General features: G+C 72.6%; 20 protein-coding genes. 14 read left to right on the forward strand and 6 right to left on the reverse strand.

The genetic code is table 11. The features are described from left to right. Window positions 1–167: 167 nt before the first annotated feature. The 6 genes from ACFY4A_RS02425 (at window position 168) to ACFY4A_RS02450 (ending at window position 5,651) form a co-directional block, all read left to right on the forward strand. Window positions 168–965, forward strand: coding sequence for a metallophosphoesterase (locus ACFY4A_RS02425; protein ID WP_390827544.1), 798 nt, complete (start codon window positions 168–170; stop codon window positions 963–965). A gap of 145 nt (window positions 966–1,110) precedes the next feature. Next, on the forward strand, window positions 1,111–1,554 hold the full coding sequence (locus ACFY4A_RS02430) for an SRPBCC family protein (RefSeq protein WP_390827545.1): 444 nt from the start codon (window positions 1,111–1,113) through the stop codon (window positions 1,552–1,554). A gap of 161 nt (window positions 1,555–1,715) precedes the next feature. Next, entirely contained in the window at window positions 1,716–2,885 is a 1,170-nt protein-coding gene (locus ACFY4A_RS02435) for an ArsA family ATPase (protein ID WP_390827546.1), read from the forward strand. A gap of 57 nt (window positions 2,886–2,942) precedes the next feature. Beyond that, entirely contained in the window at window positions 2,943–3,524 is a 582-nt protein-coding gene (locus ACFY4A_RS02440; protein ID WP_390827547.1) for a DUF5304 domain-containing protein, read from the forward strand. Between the two features lie 102 nt (window positions 3,525–3,626). Then, window positions 3,627–4,580, forward strand: coding sequence for an ROK family glucokinase (locus tag ACFY4A_RS02445; protein ID WP_390827548.1), 954 nt, complete (start codon window positions 3,627–3,629; stop codon window positions 4,578–4,580). Window positions 4,581–4,892: 312 nt separating this feature from the next. Next, on the forward strand, window positions 4,893–5,651 hold the full coding sequence (locus ACFY4A_RS02450) for an endonuclease/exonuclease/phosphatase family protein (RefSeq protein ID WP_390827549.1): 759 nt from the start codon (window positions 4,893–4,895) through the stop codon (window positions 5,649–5,651). Between the two features lie 232 nt (window positions 5,652–5,883). On the opposite strand, the gene ACFY4A_RS02455 is transcribed toward ACFY4A_RS02450, so the two are convergent. Then, on the reverse strand, window positions 5,884–6,654 hold the full coding sequence (locus ACFY4A_RS02455) for a hypothetical protein (protein ID WP_390827550.1): 771 nt from the start codon (window positions 6,652–6,654) through the stop codon (window positions 5,884–5,886). Further along, window positions 6,647–7,426, reverse strand: coding sequence for an alpha/beta hydrolase (locus tag ACFY4A_RS02460; RefSeq protein ID WP_390827551.1), 780 nt, complete (start codon window positions 7,424–7,426; stop codon window positions 6,647–6,649). Before ACFY4A_RS02460 ends, ACFY4A_RS02455 begins: the two co-directional genes overlap by 8 nt. 146 nt (window positions 7,427–7,572) lie before the next feature. On the opposite strand from ACFY4A_RS02460, the gene ACFY4A_RS02465 reads away from it, so the two are divergent. The 4 genes from ACFY4A_RS02465 to ACFY4A_RS02480 all read left to right on the forward strand — a co-directional run bounded on the left by ACFY4A_RS02465 (window position 7,573) and on the right by ACFY4A_RS02480 (window position 11,561). Further along, window positions 7,573–8,358 (forward strand): lysophospholipid acyltransferase family protein, encoded by a 786-nt coding sequence (locus ACFY4A_RS02465; protein ID WP_390827552.1) that lies wholly within the window; start codon window positions 7,573–7,575, stop codon window positions 8,356–8,358. 22 nt (window positions 8,359–8,380) lie between these two features. Continuing rightward, a complete protein-coding gene (gene macS / locus ACFY4A_RS02470) occupies window positions 8,381–9,694 on the forward strand; it encodes a MacS family sensor histidine kinase (protein ID WP_390827553.1) in 1,314 nt (437 codons plus the stop codon). After that, window positions 9,691–10,368, forward strand: a complete 678-nt coding sequence (locus ACFY4A_RS02475; protein ID WP_390827554.1) for a response regulator — start codon at window positions 9,691–9,693, stop codon at window positions 10,366–10,368. The genes macS and ACFY4A_RS02475 overlap by 4 nt, the downstream gene beginning before the upstream one ends. A 164-nt stretch (window positions 10,369–10,532) precedes the next feature. Beyond that, entirely contained in the window at window positions 10,533–11,561 is a 1,029-nt protein-coding gene (locus ACFY4A_RS02480) for a 6-phosphofructokinase (RefSeq protein ID WP_390827555.1), read from the forward strand. A gap of 85 nt (window positions 11,562–11,646) precedes the next feature. Here the strand turns inward: ACFY4A_RS02480 and ACFY4A_RS02485 are convergent, their stop codons facing one another. Together ACFY4A_RS02485 and ACFY4A_RS02490 are read right to left on the reverse strand one after the other, a co-directional pair. Continuing rightward, the gene (locus ACFY4A_RS02485; RefSeq protein WP_390827556.1) at window positions 11,647–13,569 is read right to left on the reverse strand and encodes an anthranilate synthase family protein; all 1,923 of its coding nucleotides are present in this window, start codon (window positions 13,567–13,569) and stop codon (window positions 11,647–11,649) included. Window positions 13,570–13,689: 120 nt separating this feature from the next. Further along, the gene (locus tag ACFY4A_RS02490) at window positions 13,690–13,956 is read right to left on the reverse strand and encodes a trp operon leader peptide (RefSeq protein WP_390827557.1); all 267 of its coding nucleotides are present in this window, start codon (window positions 13,954–13,956) and stop codon (window positions 13,690–13,692) included. A gap of 82 nt (window positions 13,957–14,038) precedes the next feature. Here ACFY4A_RS02490 and ACFY4A_RS02495 point away from each other — a divergent pair, with 82 nt between their 5' ends. The 3 genes from ACFY4A_RS02495 (at window position 14,039) to ACFY4A_RS02505 (ending at window position 17,055) form a co-directional block, all read left to right on the forward strand. Further along, the gene (locus ACFY4A_RS02495) at window positions 14,039–15,187 is read left to right on the forward strand and encodes a glycoside hydrolase domain-containing protein (RefSeq protein WP_390827558.1); all 1,149 of its coding nucleotides are present in this window, start codon (window positions 14,039–14,041) and stop codon (window positions 15,185–15,187) included. A 95-nt stretch (window positions 15,188–15,282) separates the two neighbouring features. Then, window positions 15,283–16,635, forward strand: a complete 1,353-nt coding sequence (locus tag ACFY4A_RS02500) for a class II 3-deoxy-7-phosphoheptulonate synthase (protein ID WP_390827559.1) — start codon at window positions 15,283–15,285, stop codon at window positions 16,633–16,635. Window positions 16,636–16,794: 159 nt separating this feature from the next. Next, the gene (locus ACFY4A_RS02505) at window positions 16,795–17,055 is read left to right on the forward strand and encodes a bacterioferritin-associated ferredoxin (protein WP_390827560.1); all 261 of its coding nucleotides are present in this window, start codon (window positions 16,795–16,797) and stop codon (window positions 17,053–17,055) included. A 24-nt stretch (window positions 17,056–17,079) separates the two neighbouring features. Here ACFY4A_RS02505 and bfr read toward each other — a convergent pair whose 3' ends face one another. Then, entirely contained in the window at window positions 17,080–17,598 is a 519-nt protein-coding gene (gene bfr / locus ACFY4A_RS02510; RefSeq protein WP_390827561.1) for a bacterioferritin, read from the reverse strand. A gap of 154 nt (window positions 17,599–17,752) precedes the next feature. On the opposite strand from bfr, the gene ACFY4A_RS02515 reads away from it, so the two are divergent. Next, on the forward strand, window positions 17,753–18,409 hold the full coding sequence (locus ACFY4A_RS02515) for a sulfite oxidase-like oxidoreductase (RefSeq protein WP_390827562.1): 657 nt from the start codon (window positions 17,753–17,755) through the stop codon (window positions 18,407–18,409). 42 nt (window positions 18,410–18,451) lie between these two features. On the opposite strand, the gene ACFY4A_RS02520 is transcribed toward ACFY4A_RS02515, so the two are convergent. After that, entirely contained in the window at window positions 18,452–19,342 is an 891-nt protein-coding gene (locus tag ACFY4A_RS02520) for a deoxyribonuclease IV (RefSeq protein ID WP_390827563.1), read from the reverse strand. Between the last annotated feature and the right edge of the window lie 3 nt (window positions 19,343–19,345).

Below are 19,345 nucleotides of genomic sequence, written 5' to 3' on the forward strand. Positions count from 1 at the left end.
ACCCGCCGGTATGGTTCTTCGACAGGGGGACCCGGCGAGATGTTCGCTGCGTCACACGGATCGACGTTCCCCTGCGCACAGTAGTCGACCCGCTGAATGACCGGCCAGTAACGCCGTTTCCGGCCGCCACTGTTCACGTATGCCACGCCCGCCTACGCTTGATCGTCATGGCACCCACATCGGCCCGTCACGGCAGAAGGCGCATCCATGTGGTCAGCGACGTGCACGGCAACGCGCGCGACCTGGCCCGAGCCGGAGAGGGCGCCGACGCCCTGGTGTGCCTCGGTGACCTGATCCTCTTCCTCGACTACGCCGACCATTCGCGCGGGATCTTCCCCGACCTGTTCGGCGTGGAGAACGCCGACCGCATCGTCGAGCTGCGCACCGCCCGCCGCTTCGCCGAGGCGCGCGAGTTCGGCGCCCGGCTGTGGGCGGGCATCGACGGCGACCGGGCCACGGTGATGGAGCAGGCGGTGCGCAAGCAGTACGCGGAGCTCTTCGCCGCGTTCCCCACTCCGACGTACGCCACCTACGGCAACGTCGACATGCCTGCCCTGTGGCAGGAGTACGCCCGCGAGGGCACCACCGTGCTCGACGGGCAGCGGGTGGAGATCGGCGGGCGTGTCTTCGGCTTCGTCGGCGGCGGCCTGCGCACCCCCATGCGCACCCCGTTCGAGATCGGCGACGAGGAGTACGCGGCCAAGATCGAGGCGGTCGGCGAGGTCGACGTGCTGTGCACGCACATCCCGCCCGAGGTGCCGGAACTCGTCTACGACACCGTCGCGCGCCGCTTCGAGCGGGGCAGCCGCGCCCTGCTGGAGGTCATCCGTCGCACCCGGCCCCGGTACGCCCTCTTCGGCCACGTCCACCAGCCGCTGGTCCGGCGGATGCGGATCGGCGCGACCGAATGCGTGAACGTGGGGCACTTCGCCGGGAGCGGCCGGCCCTGGGTGCTCGAATGGTGACCATTCCGGCCGATCGCCCAGGTGGGGGTGGAGTCCGGCGGCCGGGCGCGCGGTAGCCTTCACGCTGCACACACGTGCGCACGAGGAGCGCACCACCGGCCTCACCCGGCCGCACTACCGGCCCGCATCTGGAGGAGCCACGGCGATGGCGGAACACACCAGCTCGAGCATCACGATCGAGGCGCCACCGGCCGACGTCATGGGGGTGATCGCCGACTTCGCCCGCTACCCCGACTGGACCGGTGAGGTGAAGGAGGCCGAGGTCCTCAAGACCGACGACCAGGGCCGCGCCCATCAGGTCCGCCTCGTCATGGACGCGGGCGCCATCAAGGACGACCAGACCCTCGCGTACACCTGGACCGGCGACCACGAGGTCTCCTGGACCCTGGTGAAGTCCCAGATGCTGCGCTCCCTGGACGGCTCCTACGTCCTCAAGCCCGCGGGCGTGTACGCCACCGAGGTGACCTACCGCCTCACCGTCGACGTCAAGATCCCCATGCTCGGCATGATCAAGCGCAAGGCCGAGAAGGTCATCATCGACCGCGCCCTCGCGGGTCTGAAGAAGCGCGTGGAGTCGGGCGAGAAGTAGGGCCCGCGCGGCCCGCGGGCGGTCCCGGGCCGACGGCGAGGGCCCACCCGGGACACGCGTCCCCAGGCGCCGGCCGGAGGGAGCCGGAGGGCGCGCCGCCGACACCGGCCGAAAGCGTCCGTGGGCGACCGAGCCGTCAAAGCCAGCTACCGTTCAACGTCATGCGCACCCTCCTGATCACGGGCCCGGGCGGCAGCGGCCGTACGACCGTCTCCGCCGCCACCGCACTGACCGCCGCCCGTGACGGCGTCGAGACCCTTGTGCTCAGCGCCGACCGCACGGACGCCCTCGGCGCGGCGCTCGGGGTGCCGACCGGTGCGGAGCCGGTGTGCGTCGCGCCGAGGCTGACCGCCTGGCGCCCCGACGCGGCGGCCGGCTTCCGGGCCGACCTCGCCGCGTTCCAGGACCGCGCGGGTACTGTGCTCGACCTCCTCGGGGCCTCCCGCCTGGACACCGAGGAGGTCACCCCGCTGCCGGGAGCCGAGGAGCTCGCCCTGCTGCGCGCGCTGCGCGACGCGGCCCTGTCGGAGCGGTTCGAATTGCTGGTCGTCGACCTGCCCCCGGCGCCGCAGGCGCTCGCCCTGCTCGCGCTGCCCGAGGAGCTGCGCCGCTATCTGCGCCGGCTGCTCCCGCCCGAGCGGCAGGCGGCCCGCGCCCTGCGGCCCGTGCTCGGCCGGCTCGCCGGCGTCCCGATGCCGGCCGAGTGGCTGTACGAGACGGCGGCACGCTGGGACGTCGAGCTGGCCGCCGTGGCGGCGGTCGTCGCCGACCCCGGCACCCGCGTACGCCTGGTCGCCGAACCCGGACCGGCCGGCGCCGACGCCGTCCGGAGCGCCGCCCTGGGCCTGGCGTTGCGTGGACTGGCCGTGGAGTGCCTCGTCGCGGGCCGGGTCCTGCCGGAGACCGCCGCGGACTCCTGGCTGGCCGCCCCCGTCGCACAGCAGCGCAAGACCCTCGACGAGTGGCGGGAGACCTACACCGTCCACCCGGCTCCGCACCTGGGCCGGGACCCGCGCGGTCTGGACGATCTCGCCGCCCTCGCCGTGCCCGGCGTGCACCCGGCGGCCGCCCCGGTCGAGTGGCCCGTGACCGACCGGCTCGCCGAGGACGGGGTCCTCGTGTGGCACATCCCGCTGCCCGGCGCCATACGCGAGGAGCTGGACCTCATCCGGCTCGGCGACGAACTCGCGGTCACCGCCGGGCCGTTCCGCCGTGTCGTGCCGCTGCCCTCGGCGCTGCGCCGGTGCACCGTCGGCGGGGCCGCCCTGCGCGACGGCGAGCTGCGGATCCGGTTCGCTCCGGACCCCGCGCTGTGGCCCCGCGAGAGATGAACCGCGTACCCCCGTTCGGGTAACGTCGTAGGGACGAACCGTAGTCAGGAGTCCGCCATGAGCGAAGAGCGCCCACCGTCCGACGCCGCTCGGGACGACGCCGCTCAGGAGGAGCCCGGCGGCCGCGGGGACACCCCCCGTTCGAGCGAAGCCGGGGACCCGGGGGAGCGGCGCGTCACGGACGCCGACGCCTGGTCCACGGCCTGCGCCGAGGACCTCGCGGCGGAGCAGGCCCGCCGCCGAGCGCGGTACGGCCCGCCGCCGGGATCGGCCGCCGAGGAGCTGCGCAAGTTCGTCGACACCGTCGCCGACAAGCTGTCGTCGATCCAGGCGCCGCTGTTCGGCGCGCTCGCCGGACCCGCGGCCGAGCAGGTGGTGCGGCAGATGGTCCAGCAGGCCAAGGCGGCCGTCGAGCCGGTCGTCGAGCGCAACCCCGAGGTCTTCGAGCACCTGGCGGCGGCCGGCGGCGAACTCCTCGCCGCGTACCGCTCGGCCGTCGAGGCCCAGGAGCGCCGCTGGACGTCGTCCCGCACGGGCGAGTCCCCGCGGGGCGAACTCGACGACCCGGACACCCGCCCCGACGACCGCCGCGACCCCGGTGAGGGCACCGGCGGCGGCGAGCGCATCGACTTGGACTGACCGGCCGGACGACCTGGACCGACCGTCCGGACGACGCGAATCCGACGGCAGGGCCTCGGGTACGGTTGGCCGTAGCGGGGCTCGACCGGAACTGAGGGACTCATGGGACTCACCATCGGCGTCGACATCGGCGGCACGAAGATCGCGGCCGGCGTGGTCGACGAGGAAGGCAACATCCTCTCGACCTTCAAGGTGCCGACCCCCACTACGCCCGAGGCCATCGTGGACGCCATCGCCTCTGCGGTCGAGGGCGCACGCGCGGGGCACGAGATCGTCGGCGTGGGCATCGGCGCCGCCGGATACGTCAACCGGCAGCGCTCCACAGTCTACTTCGCGCCCAACATCGACTGGCGCAACGAGCCGCTCAAGGAGGAGGTCGAGGCGCGCGTCGCCCTGCCGGTCGTCGTGGAGAACGACGCCAACGCCGCGGCCTGGGGCGAGTACAAGTTCGGCGCCGGCAAGGGCCACCGCAACGTCATCTGCATCACGCTCGGCACCGGCCTCGGCGGCGGCATCGTCATCGGCAACAAGCTGCGCCGCGGCCACTTCGGCGTGGCCGCCGAGTTCGGCCACATCCGGATGGTCCCGGACGGTCTGCTGTGCGGCTGCGGCTCGCAGGGCTGCTGGGAGCAGTACGCCTCGGGGCGCGCCCTGGTGAGGTACGCCAAGCAGCGCGCCAACGCCGCCCCCGAGAGCGCGGAGGTGCTGCTCGCCCTCGGTGACGGCACCCCCGAGGGCATCGAGGGCAAGCACATCTCCATGGCCGCCCGCCAGGGCTGCCCGGTGGCCGTCGACTCCTACCGCGAACTGGCCCGCTGGGTGGGCGCCGGCCTGGCCGATCTGGCCTCGCTGTTCGACCCGTCCGCGTTCATCGTCGGCGGCGGCCTCTCCGACGAGGGCGAGCTGGTCCTGGAGCCGATCCGCAAGTCCTACAAGCGCTGGCTGGTCGGCGGCAACTGGCGCCCGGTCGCCGACGTCCTCGCCGCCCAGCTCGGCAACAAGGCCGGTCTGGTGGGCGCGGCGGACCTCGCCCGGGAGCCCGACCCGATCATGTAGTGCCGGTCGCACCCCGAGCGCGCCCACCGTCCCCGTCCGGCCGGGACCGGTGGGCGCCGCCGTACCGGCGCCTGGGGTCCCTCGTCTGGATCATGCCGGGCTCGCGGGGTCTGGCACCGCTCCCCCAAGCTCTTCGAGCAGGTGGGACCCCAGCCGCGTCGTCGTCGGTCGGCAGGGCTCCACCCCCGCCGCCCTCCTGCGCCTTGCGATGCCCACCCACTGCCTGAAGGGCGTGGGAGGTGCCCCCCAGCACCAGACACCGCTCCCTGAGCCGGTCCGATCCAAAGGAGGGCCCGCAGCCGACCGCGGCGTATGTTGATCGTCATGCTGCTGCCCAACTCCCGCACAGAACCCGATGGTTCCGCCGTCATCCGCGTCCTGAGCCACAACGTCCGGTCGATGCGGGACGACACCGAGGCGCTGGCCCGGGTGATCCGCGCCTGCGCGCCCGATCTCGTCCTCGTCCAGGAGGCGCCGCGCTTCTTCCGCTGGCGCAAGAAGCTGGCCCGGCTCGCTGCGGCCTCGGACCTGGTGATCCTCACCGGGGGCGCGACGGCCGCGGGCCCGGCGATCCTCTGCTCGCTCAGGGCCACCGTGGAGCGCACCGAGGACGTGCTGCTGCCGCTCACCCCCGGACTGCACCGGCGGGGCCTGGCCACGGCGGTCGTCCGGTTCGGGGGCGCCCGGCTCGGCGTCGTCAGCTGCCACCTCTCGCTGAACGCGCACGAGCGGTACGAACAGGCCGGCGTGCTCCTGGACCGGCTGGCCGGGATGGGTGTGGAGCACGCGGTGGCGGGCGGCGACCTCAACGAGGGGCCGGACGGGCCGGCGTTCCGGCGGCTGGCCGGGTCGCTCCAGGACGGCTGGGCCTCCGCCCCCTGGGGCGCGGAGGACACCTGGACGTCCGCCGATCCGCACCGGCGCATCGACGCGGTGTTCGCCACCCGCGGCATCGAGGTCCTCGGCTGCGGGGTGCCCCTCGGTCGGCCCGGCGTGACGGAGGCGGACCTGAGGGCGGCCACGGACCACCTGCCGGTGCTGGCCGCACTCAGGGTCCCGGCGCTTACCTAGGGCGTGTTTCGAAAGTAGCGCCGTCCGCCCGGAGGGCGGGCCCCGCGGCGTCTGGTGCGGTGCATCGCAAGGCGGAGGGTCGTCCGCGTACTGGGCCGTACGCGGGCGATCCCGACAACGCGGCGAGGCGCCGTGCCAGGCGTCGCGGGGCAGGCGGGACTTTCGAAACGCGCCCTAGGGCCGGGGGCCGGTCGCGGGGCCGGGGGCCGGTCGTCCGGTCGGCCCCCGGGGCTCAGACGACCGCTCCGCGGCCCGGGTCGTCGTCGTCATCGTCGCCCGGCTTCATCCGCATCACCAGCGTCGCGAAGCCGCCCAGGAAACCGCCGATGCCGAGCGTGGTGAGCCACCACGTCATCTCCCAGCCGAACAGGACGGCCAGCAGGAGCAGGACGGGCCCGCCGATCACCGCGAGCCAGGCGAACTTCGCGGTCGGGTCGGCGGACGGCAGCGGGGGCGGCTCCGGCGGGACGAAGTGGCCCTCGTCACCCTCGTCGAAGTCGTCGTCGGAGGGTTCGGCGAGCGAGTAGTCGCGCGGTCCCCCGCCGGGGGTGCTGACACCGGGTGCGAAGGAGACCGAGCCGCCCAGCCGCCCGGCCGGGGCGGGCGGGCCCGCCTCGCTCTCCCCGTCCTTGCCGTCCTTGCCGTCCCTGCCGTCCCTGCCGTCCTTGCCGTTCCTGTCGCCCTTGGCGCCCTCGTCCTTCCTGTCCTTCCACAGCTTCTCGTCCTGCGTCCCGGGGTCCGGCGGCAGCGCCAGGTCCTCGATCGGCCGGAACGGCCTCGAGCCCGGCGGGTCCGGCGGCTCCTCGCCGTACCCGGCGACGATCGCCGCCCAGGCGGCCTCCTCGTCGAAGGCGGTGCCTTCCTTCCCGGCGGGCACGCCGGGCTCGGCGCGTTGCTCGGCCGGCCCGACGGGTCCGGCCGGTGTGACCGGTTCGGGCGGCTCCACCGGTTCGACCGGCTCGCGGCCGTCGCGGTTCTCGCGGTCGGAGTCGTGCTCAGCCACCTGCCGTCGTCCCTTCCTTGCCGACACTGGGTGCGAGCCGGCCGATGAAGGCGTAGCTCTCCTCGAAGATCCGGTCCGCGTCGTGGTCCAACGTCGCGACGTGGTAGCTGTGTTCCAGCAGGACCTCCGCGACGTCCGTGGAGGAGACCCGGCCGAGGATCCGTGCCGAGTCGACCGGCGGCACCACATGGTCCTGCGGGCTGCGCAGAAGCAGCAGCGGCTGGGTGACCTGCGGCAGCTCGCCGTCGAGCATCCGGAAGAAGGCCCTGAGCGAGTGCGCGGCGTGCAGCGGCACCCGGTCGTACCCCAGCTCGGCGGCGCCCTCCAGCGCGATGTCGCTCGCGATGCCCTTCCTGGTCCGTACGACATGGCGGGCCACCGGCAGGGCGTACGCGGACAGGCCGTGCACCTTGTTGGCCGGGTTGACGACCACGACGCCCGCGACCGCGTCCCCGTGCCGGGCGGCCAGCCGCAGCGCCAGCGCTCCGCCCATGGACAGGCCGGCCACGAACACACGCGCGCAGGACTCGCGCAGGACCCGCAGCTCGCGGTCCACCTCCGCGTACCAGTCCGGCCAGCCGGTGAGCTGCATGTCCTCCCAGCGCGTGCCGTGCCCGGGCAGCAGCGGGAGCGAGACGGTCAGGCCGCGCTCGGCGAGGTACCTCCCCCAGGGGCGCAGGGACTGGGGGGAACCGGTGAAGCCGTGGCAGAGGAGGACGCCGACCTCCCCGCCCTCGTGGCGGAACGGCTCGGCTCCGGGGAGCACCGGCACGTCGCTCTCCTGTGGTCGTCGATTGCAGGTACTTCACCGTACGCGACCGCACTGACACCGACCAGGGCCGTCGGTCCCACAGACGGTACCCGGCGGTATCGTCTGATTGACACACACAGGAAGGCACTCGGTTGTTCTACGGCGCGATGAAGGTAGCCATCGGGGGGCCGCTGAAGCTCGCCTTCCGGCCCTGGGTGGAGGGCCTGGAGAACATCCCGGCCGAGGGCCCCGCCATCCTGGCGAGCAATCACCTGTCCTTCTCGGACTCCTTCTTCCTGCCGGTGGTGCTCCACCGAAAGGTCACCTTCATCGCGAAGGCCGAGTACTTCACCACGCCCGGGGTCAAGGGCCGGCTCACCGCCGCGTTCTTCAAAGGCGTGGGCCAACTCCCCGTGGACCGCTCCGGGAAGCGCGGCGCGGGCGATGCCGCGGTGAAGAGCGGCATAGAGGTGGTGCAGCGCGGCGAGCTGTTCGGCATCTACCCGGAGGGCACCCGCTCGCCCGACGGCCGCCTCTACCGCGGCAAGCCGGGCGGCCTGGCCCGCGTGGCCCTGGCCACCGGAGCGCCCGTCATCCCGGTCGCCATGATCGACACGGAGAAGATCCAGCCCCCCGGGAAGGTCGTCCCCAAGCTGATGCGCCCGGGGATACGCATCGGCAAGCCGCTGGACTTCAGCCGTTACCAGGGCCTCGCGCACGACCGTTTCGTGCTGCGGGCGGTGACGGACGAGGTCATGTACGAGATCATGAAGCTCTCCGGCCAGGAGTACGTCGACATCTACGCGACCGCGGCCAAGCGGCAGATCGCGGAGGCGGCCAAGGCCGAGAAGGAAGCGGAGAAGACGGCGGGGAAGGCGGCGGACAAGGCCCAGAAGGCGGCGCTCGGGCGGGCCGAGAGGGAAAAGGCCGAGAAGGAGAAGCAGGCGGAGTAGGGCGAACCGCCAAGGGGGGGACATGCCGAAGCGGCAACACGTGATGAGGATGTCGGTCGAGCAGCCGCTGTGGCGCGCGCTCGCCGGATACCGGGTGCTGACCATGCTCTACGCGGTCGGCCTGTTCGCCACCGGCTACGACCGGTTCCCGCGCCCCGGGGTCGCCATCGCCTACTACTGCGTGCTGTCCGTGTGGACCCTGGCCACGCTGCCCAAGGTCGCGAACGCCGCGAACTGCACCAAGCGTTTCCTCGCCGCCGACCTCACCCTGGCGCTGACCGGCATCCTCCTCACCCCCGTCGCCGACGCCCCCGCGCGGATCGCGGACGGCGGCCCGACTCTGCCCTCGATCTGGACCGCCGGCTCCGTCCTCGCCTTCGCCATCAAGGGCGGCTGGCGCTGGGCCGCGGTCGCCTCCACCGCGGTCGCCGCCGCCAACCTGGTCGAGCGCGGCTCCCCGGCTCGCGACACCGTGCACAACGTGATCCTGGTCTGGGTCGCCTCCATCGCCATCGGCTACGTCGTCGAGGTCGCCCGCGCCTCCGAGCGCACCCTCGCCCGCGCCCTCGAGATCGAGGCGGCCACCCGGGAACGGGAGCGCCTGGCCCGGGACATCCACGACGGGGTGCTCCAGGTGCTGGCCATGGTGCAGCGGCGCGGCGCGGTGATCGGGGGCGAGGCCGCCGAACTGGGCCGGCTGGCGGGCGAGCAGGAGGTGGCGCTGCGCACCCTGGTCTCCGGCGGGCTGGTCCCGGTCCCCCGGGCGACAAGGGATACGCCAGGGGACACGTCAGGGGACACGGCCGCAGACGCGTCCGGGGGCGCGGTCGTCCGGACGGTCGACGAGGACTCGGACGACGGCGCCGACAAACCCGTCGATCTGCGCGCGCTGCTCGCCCCATACGCCGGCGCCCGGGTCAGCCTCGCCGAACCGGGCGCCCCGGTGCTGCTGCGACCCGCCGCCGCCCGCGAGGTGGCCGCCGCCGTCGGAGCCGCGCTGGACAACGTCCGCCGGCACGCGGGCGAGGGCGCGCGGGCCTGGATCCTGGTCGAGGACGAGCCGGAGTCGGTGATCGTGACCGTACGGGACGACGGTCCCGGTATCCCGCAGGGGCGGCTCGCCCAGGCCGAGGGCGAGGGCCGGCTCGGCGTGGCCCTGTCGATCCGGGGCCGGCTGCGCGACATCGGCGGCAGCGCCGAGCTGATCTCGGTGCCCGGCCAGGGCACGGAGGTCGAACTGAACGTACCCAAGAACACGAACACCACGAACGACGGCGAGCACACGAGGAGCGCGAAGGGCGCGCCGTGGACGCGGGGGAAGGCGGAGAGCCGATGAGCGCGGAGCAGGATCCGATCAAGGTGATGGTGGTCGACGACCACCCGATGTGGCGCGACGCCGTGGCCCGCGACCTGACCGATTCCGGCTTCGAGGTGGTCGCCACCGCGGGCGACGGCGAGCAGGCGGTGCGCCGCGCCAGGGCCGCCGCGCCCGACGTGCTCGTACTGGACCTGAACCTGCCCGCGAAGCCCGGGGTCCAGGTCTGCAAGGAACTCGTCGGCTCCAACCCGGCGTTGCGCGTACTGGTGCTGTCCGCGAGCGGCGAGCACGCCGATGTGCTGGAGGCCGTGAAGTCGGGCGCGACGGGCTACCTGCTGAAGTCGGCCTCGACCCAGGAGCTGCTGGACGCGGTGCGCCGCACGGCCGTGGGCGACCCGGTGTTCACACCGGGCCTGGCGGGCCTGGTCCTCGGCGAGTACCGGCGCCTGGCCGCCGAGCCCGCGCCCGCCGCGGACGCCGGTGAGCCGAAGGCGCCCCGGCTCACCGACCGCGAGACCGAGGTGCTGCGCCTGGTAGCCAAGGGCCTGAGCTACAAGCAGATCGCCGAGCGCCTGGTGATCTCCCACCGCACGGTCCAGAACCACGTCCAGAACACCCTGGGCAAGCTCCAGTTGCACAACCGGGTGGAGCTGGTGCGGTACGCCATCGAGCGCGGGCTCGACGGCGAGTAAGGGCGAGTAAACCCGCATACGCGCGGCCGCCACCCTTTCGGGTGGATTCGCCGTGATCAACTACCCGGCAATTCAGTGGAATTGACCCTCCACCCCATGCCGAAGTGACGTGGGCCACCATTAGCGTGACCTTCACCAGGCAACCGCGGCGAAGGGACTTTTCCATGCGGGTCGGAGTATTGACCGGAGGCGGCGACTGCCCCGGGCTCAACGCCGTCATCCGGGGCATCGTCCGCAAGGGCGTGCAGGAGTACGGCTATGACTTCGTCGGCTTCCGGGACGGCTGGCGGGGCCCCCTCGAGAACGACGCCATCCGTCTCGACATCCCCGCGGTGCGCGGCATCCTGCCCCGCGGCGGCACCATCCTCGGCTCCTCTCGGACCAACCCCCTCAAGCAGGAGGACGGCATCCGGCGGATCAAGGACAACCTCGCCAAGCAGGAGGTCGAGGCGCTCGTCGCGATCGGCGGCGAGGACACCCTCGGCGTGGCCGCGCGGATGAGCGACGAGTACGGCGTGCCCTGCGTGGGCGTGCCCAAGACCATCGACAACGACCTGTCGGCCACCGACTACACCTTCGGATTCGACACCGCGGTCGGCATCGCCACCGAGGCGATCGACCGGCTGCACACCACCGCCGAGTCCCATATGCGGGTCCTGGTCTGCGAGGTGATGGGCCGTCACGCCGGCTGGATCGCCCTCCACTCCGGCCTCGCCGGCGGCGCGAACGTCATCCTCATCCCCGAGCAGCGCTTCGACCTCGACCAGGTGTGCGCCTGGATCACCTCCCGCTTCAAGGCGTCGTACGCCCCGATCGTCGTCGTAGCCGAGGGGGCCATGCCCAAGGACGGCGACATGGTCCTGAAGGACTCCTCGCTCGACTCCTTCGGGCACGTGCGGCTGTCCGGGGTCGGCGAGTGGCTGGCCAAGGAGATCGAGGCACGCACCGGGAAGGAGGCGCGGACCACCGTCCTCGGGCACATCCAGCGCGGCGGCACGCCCAGCGCCTTCGACCGCTGGCTGGCCACCCGGTTCGGGCTGCACGCCATCGAGTGCGTCCGCGACGGCGACTTCGGCAAGATGGTCGCCCTGCGCGGCACCGACATCGTCCGCGTCCCGATCGCGGAGGCCACCGCGAAGCTGAAGACGGTCGACCCGAAGCTGTACGAGGAGGTCGGGGTCTTCTTCGGCTGACCCCGCCACCGGCCTCCCCTCCCGCACACCGCACCGAGGGCGCCGCCGACCTGACCGGCGGCGCCCTCGGTGCGCGCGTCCTCGGCTACGGAACGCGCCGCGGCTCGCGGTGCGTTCCGGCGCCGCGCAGCTGACCGGCCAGCAGCGCGCAGACGATCGCCTGGCCGTTCAGTGTCAGCACGGACTCGGGGTGGAACTGCACCGACGCGAACCTGTCGGAGCGCAACGCGTGCACCTCACCGGACGCGCTCCGGCTGACCTCGATTCCGTGCGCGGACAACTCGGCGTGCGCCTCGTCGTCGCAGTGCGCCACGAAGCTGTTGTAGAAGCCCACGGTCTCGGCCCGGCCGAACAGGTCGATCCCGGTCTGGGCGCCCTGGTGGGGCACCTCCTTGCGGACGATCTCCAGACCCAGCTCGGCCGCGATCAGCTCGTGTCCGAGGCAGACCCCGAGAACGCCGTGCCGGTGCTCGGTGAGCATCTCCGCGGTCAGCGCGCGCAGCAGCCGCATCTTCGGGTCGTCCGGGTCGCACGGGTCGCCGGGACCGGGGCCGAGGACGACCGGCCCCTCGTGCGCGAGCAGGGACGCGCGCAGCCCGGGCTCGTCGTAGCGGCGCACGCTGACGGTCAGCCCCGACGACCGCAGCACGTGCGCGAGCATCGCGGTGAAGGTGTCCTCGCCGTCCACGACCAGGGTGTGCCCGGTCAGTCCCGGCGCGCTTGCCCCGGCCTCCGACTGCGCCCGGGCGCCCGAGACCCCGCTCTGCATCCGCAGCCAGAACGGCGCGAGAAGGGCCCGCCGCCCGTCCAGGGCCGCCCGCACCCGCGGGTCGTCGGCGAGCCGGGGCCGCGACCGCTCCCTGCGCGGCCGTGCGGGCCGCACGCCCAGCGCCGCCAGCACGCCCGCCGCCTTCGCGTGCGTCTCGGCGACCTCGCCCGCCGGGTCGGAGCCGCGGACGAGGGTGGCGCCGACCGGTACGCGCAGCCGGCCGTGTGCGTCGATGTCGGCGGTGCGGATGAGGATGGGGGAGTCCAGGGTCTGGGCGCCGCCGGAGTCGCGGCCGAGGAGGGCGAGGGCGCCGGCGTAGTAGCCGCGCCCGCCGGTCTCGTGCCGTTCGACGACCCGGCAGGCGTTCTGCACCGGCGACCCGGTGACGGTCGCGGCGAACATGGTCTCCTTGAGCACCTCGCGTACGTCCAGGGAGGACCGGCCGCGCAGCTCGTACTCGGTGTGCGCCAGGTGCGCCATCTCCTTCAGGCGCGGGCCGACGACCACCCCGCCCATGTCGCCGACGGTGCACATCATCTTGAGCTCCTCGTCGACGACCATCGACAGCTCCTCGATCTCCTTGCCGTCGGCGAGGAAGCCGAGCAGGTGCTCGGGCGTCGGCCCCTCGGCGGGGTAGCGGTACGTCCCGCTGATCGGGTTCATCACGACCGTCCCGCCGGACATGCGCACGTGCACCTCGGGGCTGGCGCCGACCAGCGTCCGGTCCCCGGTGTGCACGACGAAGGTCCAGTACGCCCCCCGCTCGCCCTCCAGCAGCCGCCGGAACAGCGCCAGAGCGTCGGCCCGCCCGAAGCCCGGGATCTCCCCTTCGTACGTCCGCCGGATCACGAAGTTCGCGCCCTCGCCCGCGCCGATCTCCTCGCGCAGCACCCGCCCGACGATCTGCGCGTACTCCTCGTCGCCGACGTCGAAGCCGCCGCCCTCGACGCGCACCGGGTGCGTGGGGAGCTGAGCCAGGGCCTCGGCGAGCGGGACCGTGCCCGTCTCCTCGGGCGTCAGCACCAGCAGGGGGGTGCCGTCGTCACGGACGTCGAAGCCGCGCTCGCGGATCTGCCGGAACGGTACGACCGCCAGGCCCTCGTCGGGCAGGTCGGCCAGCCGGTCGCGACCGGTCACCGGGCCGAGCAGCACCTCGACCAGGTCCTGGTCGTGCCCCGGGGTACGGCGGCGCAGCAGGGCGAAGGGGCGGGGGTCGTGCAACAGCCGTGCCAGATCCATGGGTTCCTCTTCCGTTGATGTCGATCGGTGTCGGTCGATGTCGGTGAGGAACGGCCGAAGCGCCGGGAACGCCGAAGGCCGCCCCTCGGGCGGCCTTCGCGAAGTGTGGGATACGCGCAGTCAGCGGGCCGCCGGAGAAGCGGTCCACCACCAGTTCTGGTTCTGGGTCGAGTGCGCGAACATGCCCGGCACCCTACCCCATCGGTACGCCGTGCGGCCCTGTCCGGCCCGTGGCGGCCCCCGGCGGCCGCGCCGCCGGTACGTCCGTACGCAGCACAGGCCGGTTTCCGGTGGCCGCGCGGGGTGGAAAGAGGGTCCGCGTCCACCGCGTGCCGACCGTGCCCCGGCGTCCGCCGCGCGCCCGTGCCCGACCGAGGAGTACGCCATTTCCGCACTACGATCGCCCCACCCGGCGGGGTTCCGCCTCCGTCTGAGGCGTGCGCTGACCGCGCTGAGCGTCGCCTGCGCGGTGCTCGCCGCCGGTGCGCCGTCCGCCGCCCGGCCGTCGGCCGACGGCGCCACGAAGACCGTCAGCTACCGCGGCCACACCTTCACCGTCCCGGCCGGCTGGCCCGTCGTCGACCTCGACCAGGAGCCGACCGCCTGCGTCCGGTTCGACCGGCACGCCGTCTACCTCGGCACCCCCGGCGAGCAGCAGGACTGCCCGGCCCGTGCCGTCGGGCGCACCGAGGCCCTGTGGGTGCAGCCCGCGGTGGCGACGAAGGCCTCGGTGACCGAGGACCGCACGTCCCGCGTCTACCGGGCGACGGCCACCAACGAGGGAATCTCCGTCACGGCCCCGTACGGCGAGGACCGCGCGGAGATCCAGCGGGTGCTGCGCAGCGCCGGACTGCCCGTCGCCGCCGCCGGCGCCGGGGAAGCCGCACCGGCACCGTCCGCGCGCGCCGTGCCGGCCGACGCGACCGCCTACCAGGGCAGGGGCTTCGACACCTGCACAGCCCCGAGTCGGACGGCCATGGACGCCTGGCGGTCCGCCTCGCCGTACGGGGCCGTCGGCGTCTACATCGGCGGGGTCAACCGCGCCTGCGCCCAGGCGAAACTGACCGCCGAGTGGGTGCAGAGGCAGTACGCGAACGGGTGGCGCTTCTTCCCGCTCTACGTCGGCCCGCAGCCCACCTCCGGCGCCGGGAGCTGCCAGAACTCCTGCGCGTCGATCACCGATCCGGTGCCGCAGGGCATGGAGGCCGCGGAGGACGCGGCCGCCCAGGCTTTGGCGCTCGGCTTCGCCAAGGGGTCGGTGCTCTACAACGACCTGGAGCAGTACGCGCCGGGCGGCGCCCTCACCGCGCGCGTACTCGGCTACCTGGAGGCCTGGACCGAGCGGCTGCACGAACTGGGCTACCGGTCCGGCGCGTACGGCAGCGTCTCGTCCCTGGTCGCCGACCTGGTCGGCAACGCCGGGCAGGTCACCCTGCCCGACGTGATCCACTTCGCGCACTGGAACGACGAGAACACCACCCTCCACACCGCCATCCCGGCCGACCTGTGGGCCGGTCACCAGCGCATCCACCAGTACGCGGGCAACAGGACCGAGACGTACGGTTCGGTGACCATCAACATCGACCGCGACCAGCTGGACGTCGGCACCGGCGCCTGAACACCTGGGGAGGGACGTCCCGCGAGCGGGCGCCGTCCGTCTCATTGGATGAACGCAGGAAGGTGCCCGCCTGGCGACCCCGTAATCTTGGTGGGGTGACCGTGAACGCTAAGACCAGCGCGAGCGCTGGCAACACCTGGCGAGACCTGCCCGCGGCGCAGCAGCCCGAGTACCCCGACCCCGAGGCTCTGCGCGCAGTGATCGCGGACCTCGAGTCGTATCCGCCGCTCGTCTTCGCGGGCGAGTGCGACCAGCTGCGCGCCCGGATGGCGGCCGTCGCCAGGGGAGAGGCGTTCCTCCTCCAGGGCGGCGACTGTGCCGAGGCGTTCGACGCGGTGTCCGCCGACCACATCCGCAACAAGCTCAAGACCCTGCTCCAGATGGGCGCCGTGCTGACGTACGCCGCCTCGGTGCCGGTGGTGAAGGTCGGCCGGATCGCCGGCCAGTACTCCAAGCCGCGCTCCAAGCCGACCGAGACCCGCGACGGGGTGACCCTGCCGACCTACCGCGGCGACTCCGTCAACGGCTTCGAGTTCACCGAGGCCGCCCGCGTCCCGGATCCCGAGCGGCTGAAGCGGATGTACCACGCGTCCGCCTCCACGCTGAACCTGGTGCGCGCCTTCACCACCGGCGGCTACGCCGACCTGCGCCAGGTGCACGCCTGGAACCAGGACTTCGTGAAGTCCTCGCCGTCCGGCCAGCGCTACGAGCAGCTCGCGCGCGAGATCGACAACGCGCTGAACTTCATGCGGGCCTGCGGCACGGACCCGGAGGAGTTCAAGACCGTCGAGTTCTTCTCCTCGCACGAGGCGCTGCTGCTCGACTACGAGTCGGCGCTGACCCGCGTCGACTCGCGCACCAGGCAGCTGTACGACGTCTCCGCGCACATGGTGTGGGTCGGTGAGCGCACCCGGCAGCTGGACCACGCGCACATCGAGTTCGCCTCGCGCATCCGCAACCCGATCGGCGTCAAGCTCGGCCCGGCGACCACGCCCGAGGAGGCGCTGCGCTACATCGACCGCCTCGACCCCGAGCGGGAGCCCGGCCGGCTGACGTTCATCGTCCGTATGGGCGCCGACAAGATCCGCGACCGGCTCCCGGAGCTGGTGGAGAAGGTCACGGCCTCGGGCGCGGTGGTGGCCTGGGTGACCGACCCGATGCACGGCAACACCTTCGAGGCGGCCTCCGGTCACAAGACCCGCCGCTTCGACGACGTGCTCGACGAGGTCAAGGGCTTCTTCGAGGTTCACAAGGGGCTCGGCACGCACCCCGGCGGCATCCATGTGGAGCTGACCGGTGACGACGTCACCGAGTGCGTCGGCGGCGGCGACGAGATCTTCGTCGACGACCTGCACCAGCGCTACGAGACGGCCTGCGACCCGCGTCTGAACCGCAGCCAGTCCCTGGACCTGGCGTTCCTGGTCGCGGAGATGTACCGGGACCAGTGAGGCGCCCGCCCGTCGCGGGAGCGTGAAGTGGGGCGCGGATCACATGGGATCCGCGCCCCTGCCCCTTTTCCGGCATTCGTGCGGTGAGTAAGGTTAGGTTTGCCTCACCGAGAAGTCGGGACGGCACCACTGAACCGATCCCGGCGGGAGGTGAACCGCGTGTACGTCTGCAGTTGCTTCGGTGTCACCGAGCAGCAGGTCAAGCAGCACGCGGACGACGGCGCCTGCACACCTCGCAAGATCGCCTCCGTCTGCAAGGCAGGCACCGACTGCGGCGGGTGCGTCCGCCGCATCCAGGCGCTGCTCGGCCGGGGCACCTGCCCGCGCCGCGAGCTGATCGACCAGGGCGGCCCGGCGCTCGCGCCGCTCACGGGTGGGGCTCCCGGCGCACGCCCGAAGGAGCTGGGCGACGCCGCCTAGAGGTGAAGGCCGCCGACGGCCGCCTCAGTGGCTGGAGAAGCCGTGGGTGCCGGGGCCCGAGGGGTCCGGCTGGCTCTGCTCGACGACGGTCGAGAGATAGAGCGCCTCGCCCAGCTTGTCGACCAGCTCCAGCTGGGTGTCCAGGTAGTCGATGTGGTGCTCCTCGTCGGCGAGGATCGCCTCGAAGATGTTCGCCGACGTGATGTCGTCCTTGTCGCGCATCAGCTCCACGCCTCGGCGCAGCCGGTCGATGGCCTCGACCTCGATCTGCCGGTCGGCCCGGAACATCTCCGTCACCGTCTGCCCGACCTGGACGTGGAAGAGCCGCTGGTAGTTCGGCAGGCCGTCCAGCAGCAGGATCCGGTCGGTCAGGAGCTCCGCGTGCCGCATCTCGTCGAACGACTCGTCGCGGGTGTACTTGGCGAGCTTCGTCCAGCCCTTGTGGTCCTGGATCTTGGAGTGCAGGAAGTACTGGTTGATCGCGGTGAGCTCGGAGGTCAGCTGCTCGTTGAGCAGTTCGATCACCTCGGGGTCGCCTTGCATGGCGGCGGGGCTCCTTCCGGACGTCTCTGGGCCGATCTCGCGCATGATTTCACCGGCACACACGGCCGTCCAGTAAGTGCATACTTAGTGCGAGTTGCCCGGATCGCCCCCGGGCTGGTCATGTGCACCCTCTCCGGTCTGTCAGGATGGAGTCATGGGTCAGCCGGTGGAACGCGCGTCAGGGGACGCGTCTGGGGCAGTGCCGACGGGAGCGGCACAGCCGGAACTTCCGCCGGGACAGCGGCTCCAGCGCGGCTGGCCGGTCACGCACTACGGCCCGGTGCCCAAGTTCCGGCCCGAGCGCTGGGACTTCCGGGTCTTCGGCGCCACCGCCGACGGCGAGAAGCACTGCTGGACCCACGAGGAGTTCACGGCCCTGCCGTACACCACCGTGGTGGCCGATCTGCACTGCGTCACGAAGTACAGCATGGTCGGCGCCGAGTGGGGCGGCATCCCCGCGCGCACCATCCTGGACATCGCCCCGCCCGCGGCGAACGTCACCCACGTGATGGTGTGGGCGGAGTACGGGTTCAGCTCCAACCTGCGCCTGTCCGACTTCACCTCGGAGCGCACCCTCCTCGCCACGCACAAGGACGGCGAACTGCTCACCGCCGAGCACGGCTTCCCGCTCCGCCTGATCGTCCCCCACCTGTACGCCTGGAAGGGCCCCAAGTGGGTGCGCGGCGTGGAGTACATGACCGCCGACCGCCGCGGCTTCTGGGAGGAGCGCGGCTACCACAACCTCGGCGACCCCTGGAAGGAGCAGCGCTACTCCTACCAGGAGGAACCGGGGGACGGACCGGAACTCTGACGGCCGTCCCGGAAGCCGTCCCGGTGCTTCCTCACACCTTCCTCATCCGTCCCTGAGCCGCTTCAGGCGCTCCACGTCCGCCGTGTGGCCCGCCTTGCCGCCCGGGGTCTCGATGATCAGCGGGACGCCCTCGGTGGCGGGGTGGGTCATCAGTGCGCGGAAGGGGTCCTCGCCGATGCGGCCGGCGCCGATGTTCTCGTGCCGGTCCTTGTGCGCGCCGGCCACGTCCTTGGAGTCGTTGGCGTGGATCAGCCGCAGCCGACCCTCGCCGACCGTCTCCACCAGCAGGTCAAGTGTCCGGTGCATGCCGTCCGGGCCGGTCAGGTCGTGCCCGGCGGCGAAGATGTGGCAGGTGTCCAGGCACACGCCCAGCCTCGGATGGGCGTCCAGGGCTTCGAAGTACGGCCCGAAGTCCCAGGTGCGCGAGCACAGCGAGGCACCCTGGCCGGCGGTGGACTCCAGGAGCAGGTACGGGTCGTCGTCGTGGGTGAGCTCGTCGAGCAGCGGCAGCATGTGCTCCCGCACCTGCTTCAGCGCGACGGACCGGTCCCGGCCGCCGGTCGCGCTCCCGGTGTGCACGACGACGCCCAGCGCGCCGATCTCCCGGCCACGCCGCAGCGAGTGCCGCAGCGACTCCACCGACCGCTCCACGGTCGCCTCGGTGTGGGAGCCGAAGTTGATCAGGTACGGGGCGTGGACGTACGCCGGGAGCGACTGCTCGGCGCAGGCCGCGCGGAACCGCTCGTCCTGCCGCGGGTTGCCCGCGGGCGTGGCCCAGCCGCGCGGATTGGCGACGAAGACCTGCACGGTCTCGGCCCGGAGGTCACGGGCGTACGACAGGCCCACGGAATGCAGCCCGCCGGCGACGGGCACATGGCCGCCGATCGGGTTGCGGGAGGGACCGGGGAGGGGACGGGACCGCTGACTGCTCACCTG

The organism is Streptomyces sp. NPDC001292 (genome assembly GCF_042896465.1).
Taxonomy (GTDB): Bacteria; Actinomycetota; Actinomycetes; order Streptomycetales; family Streptomycetaceae; genus Streptomyces.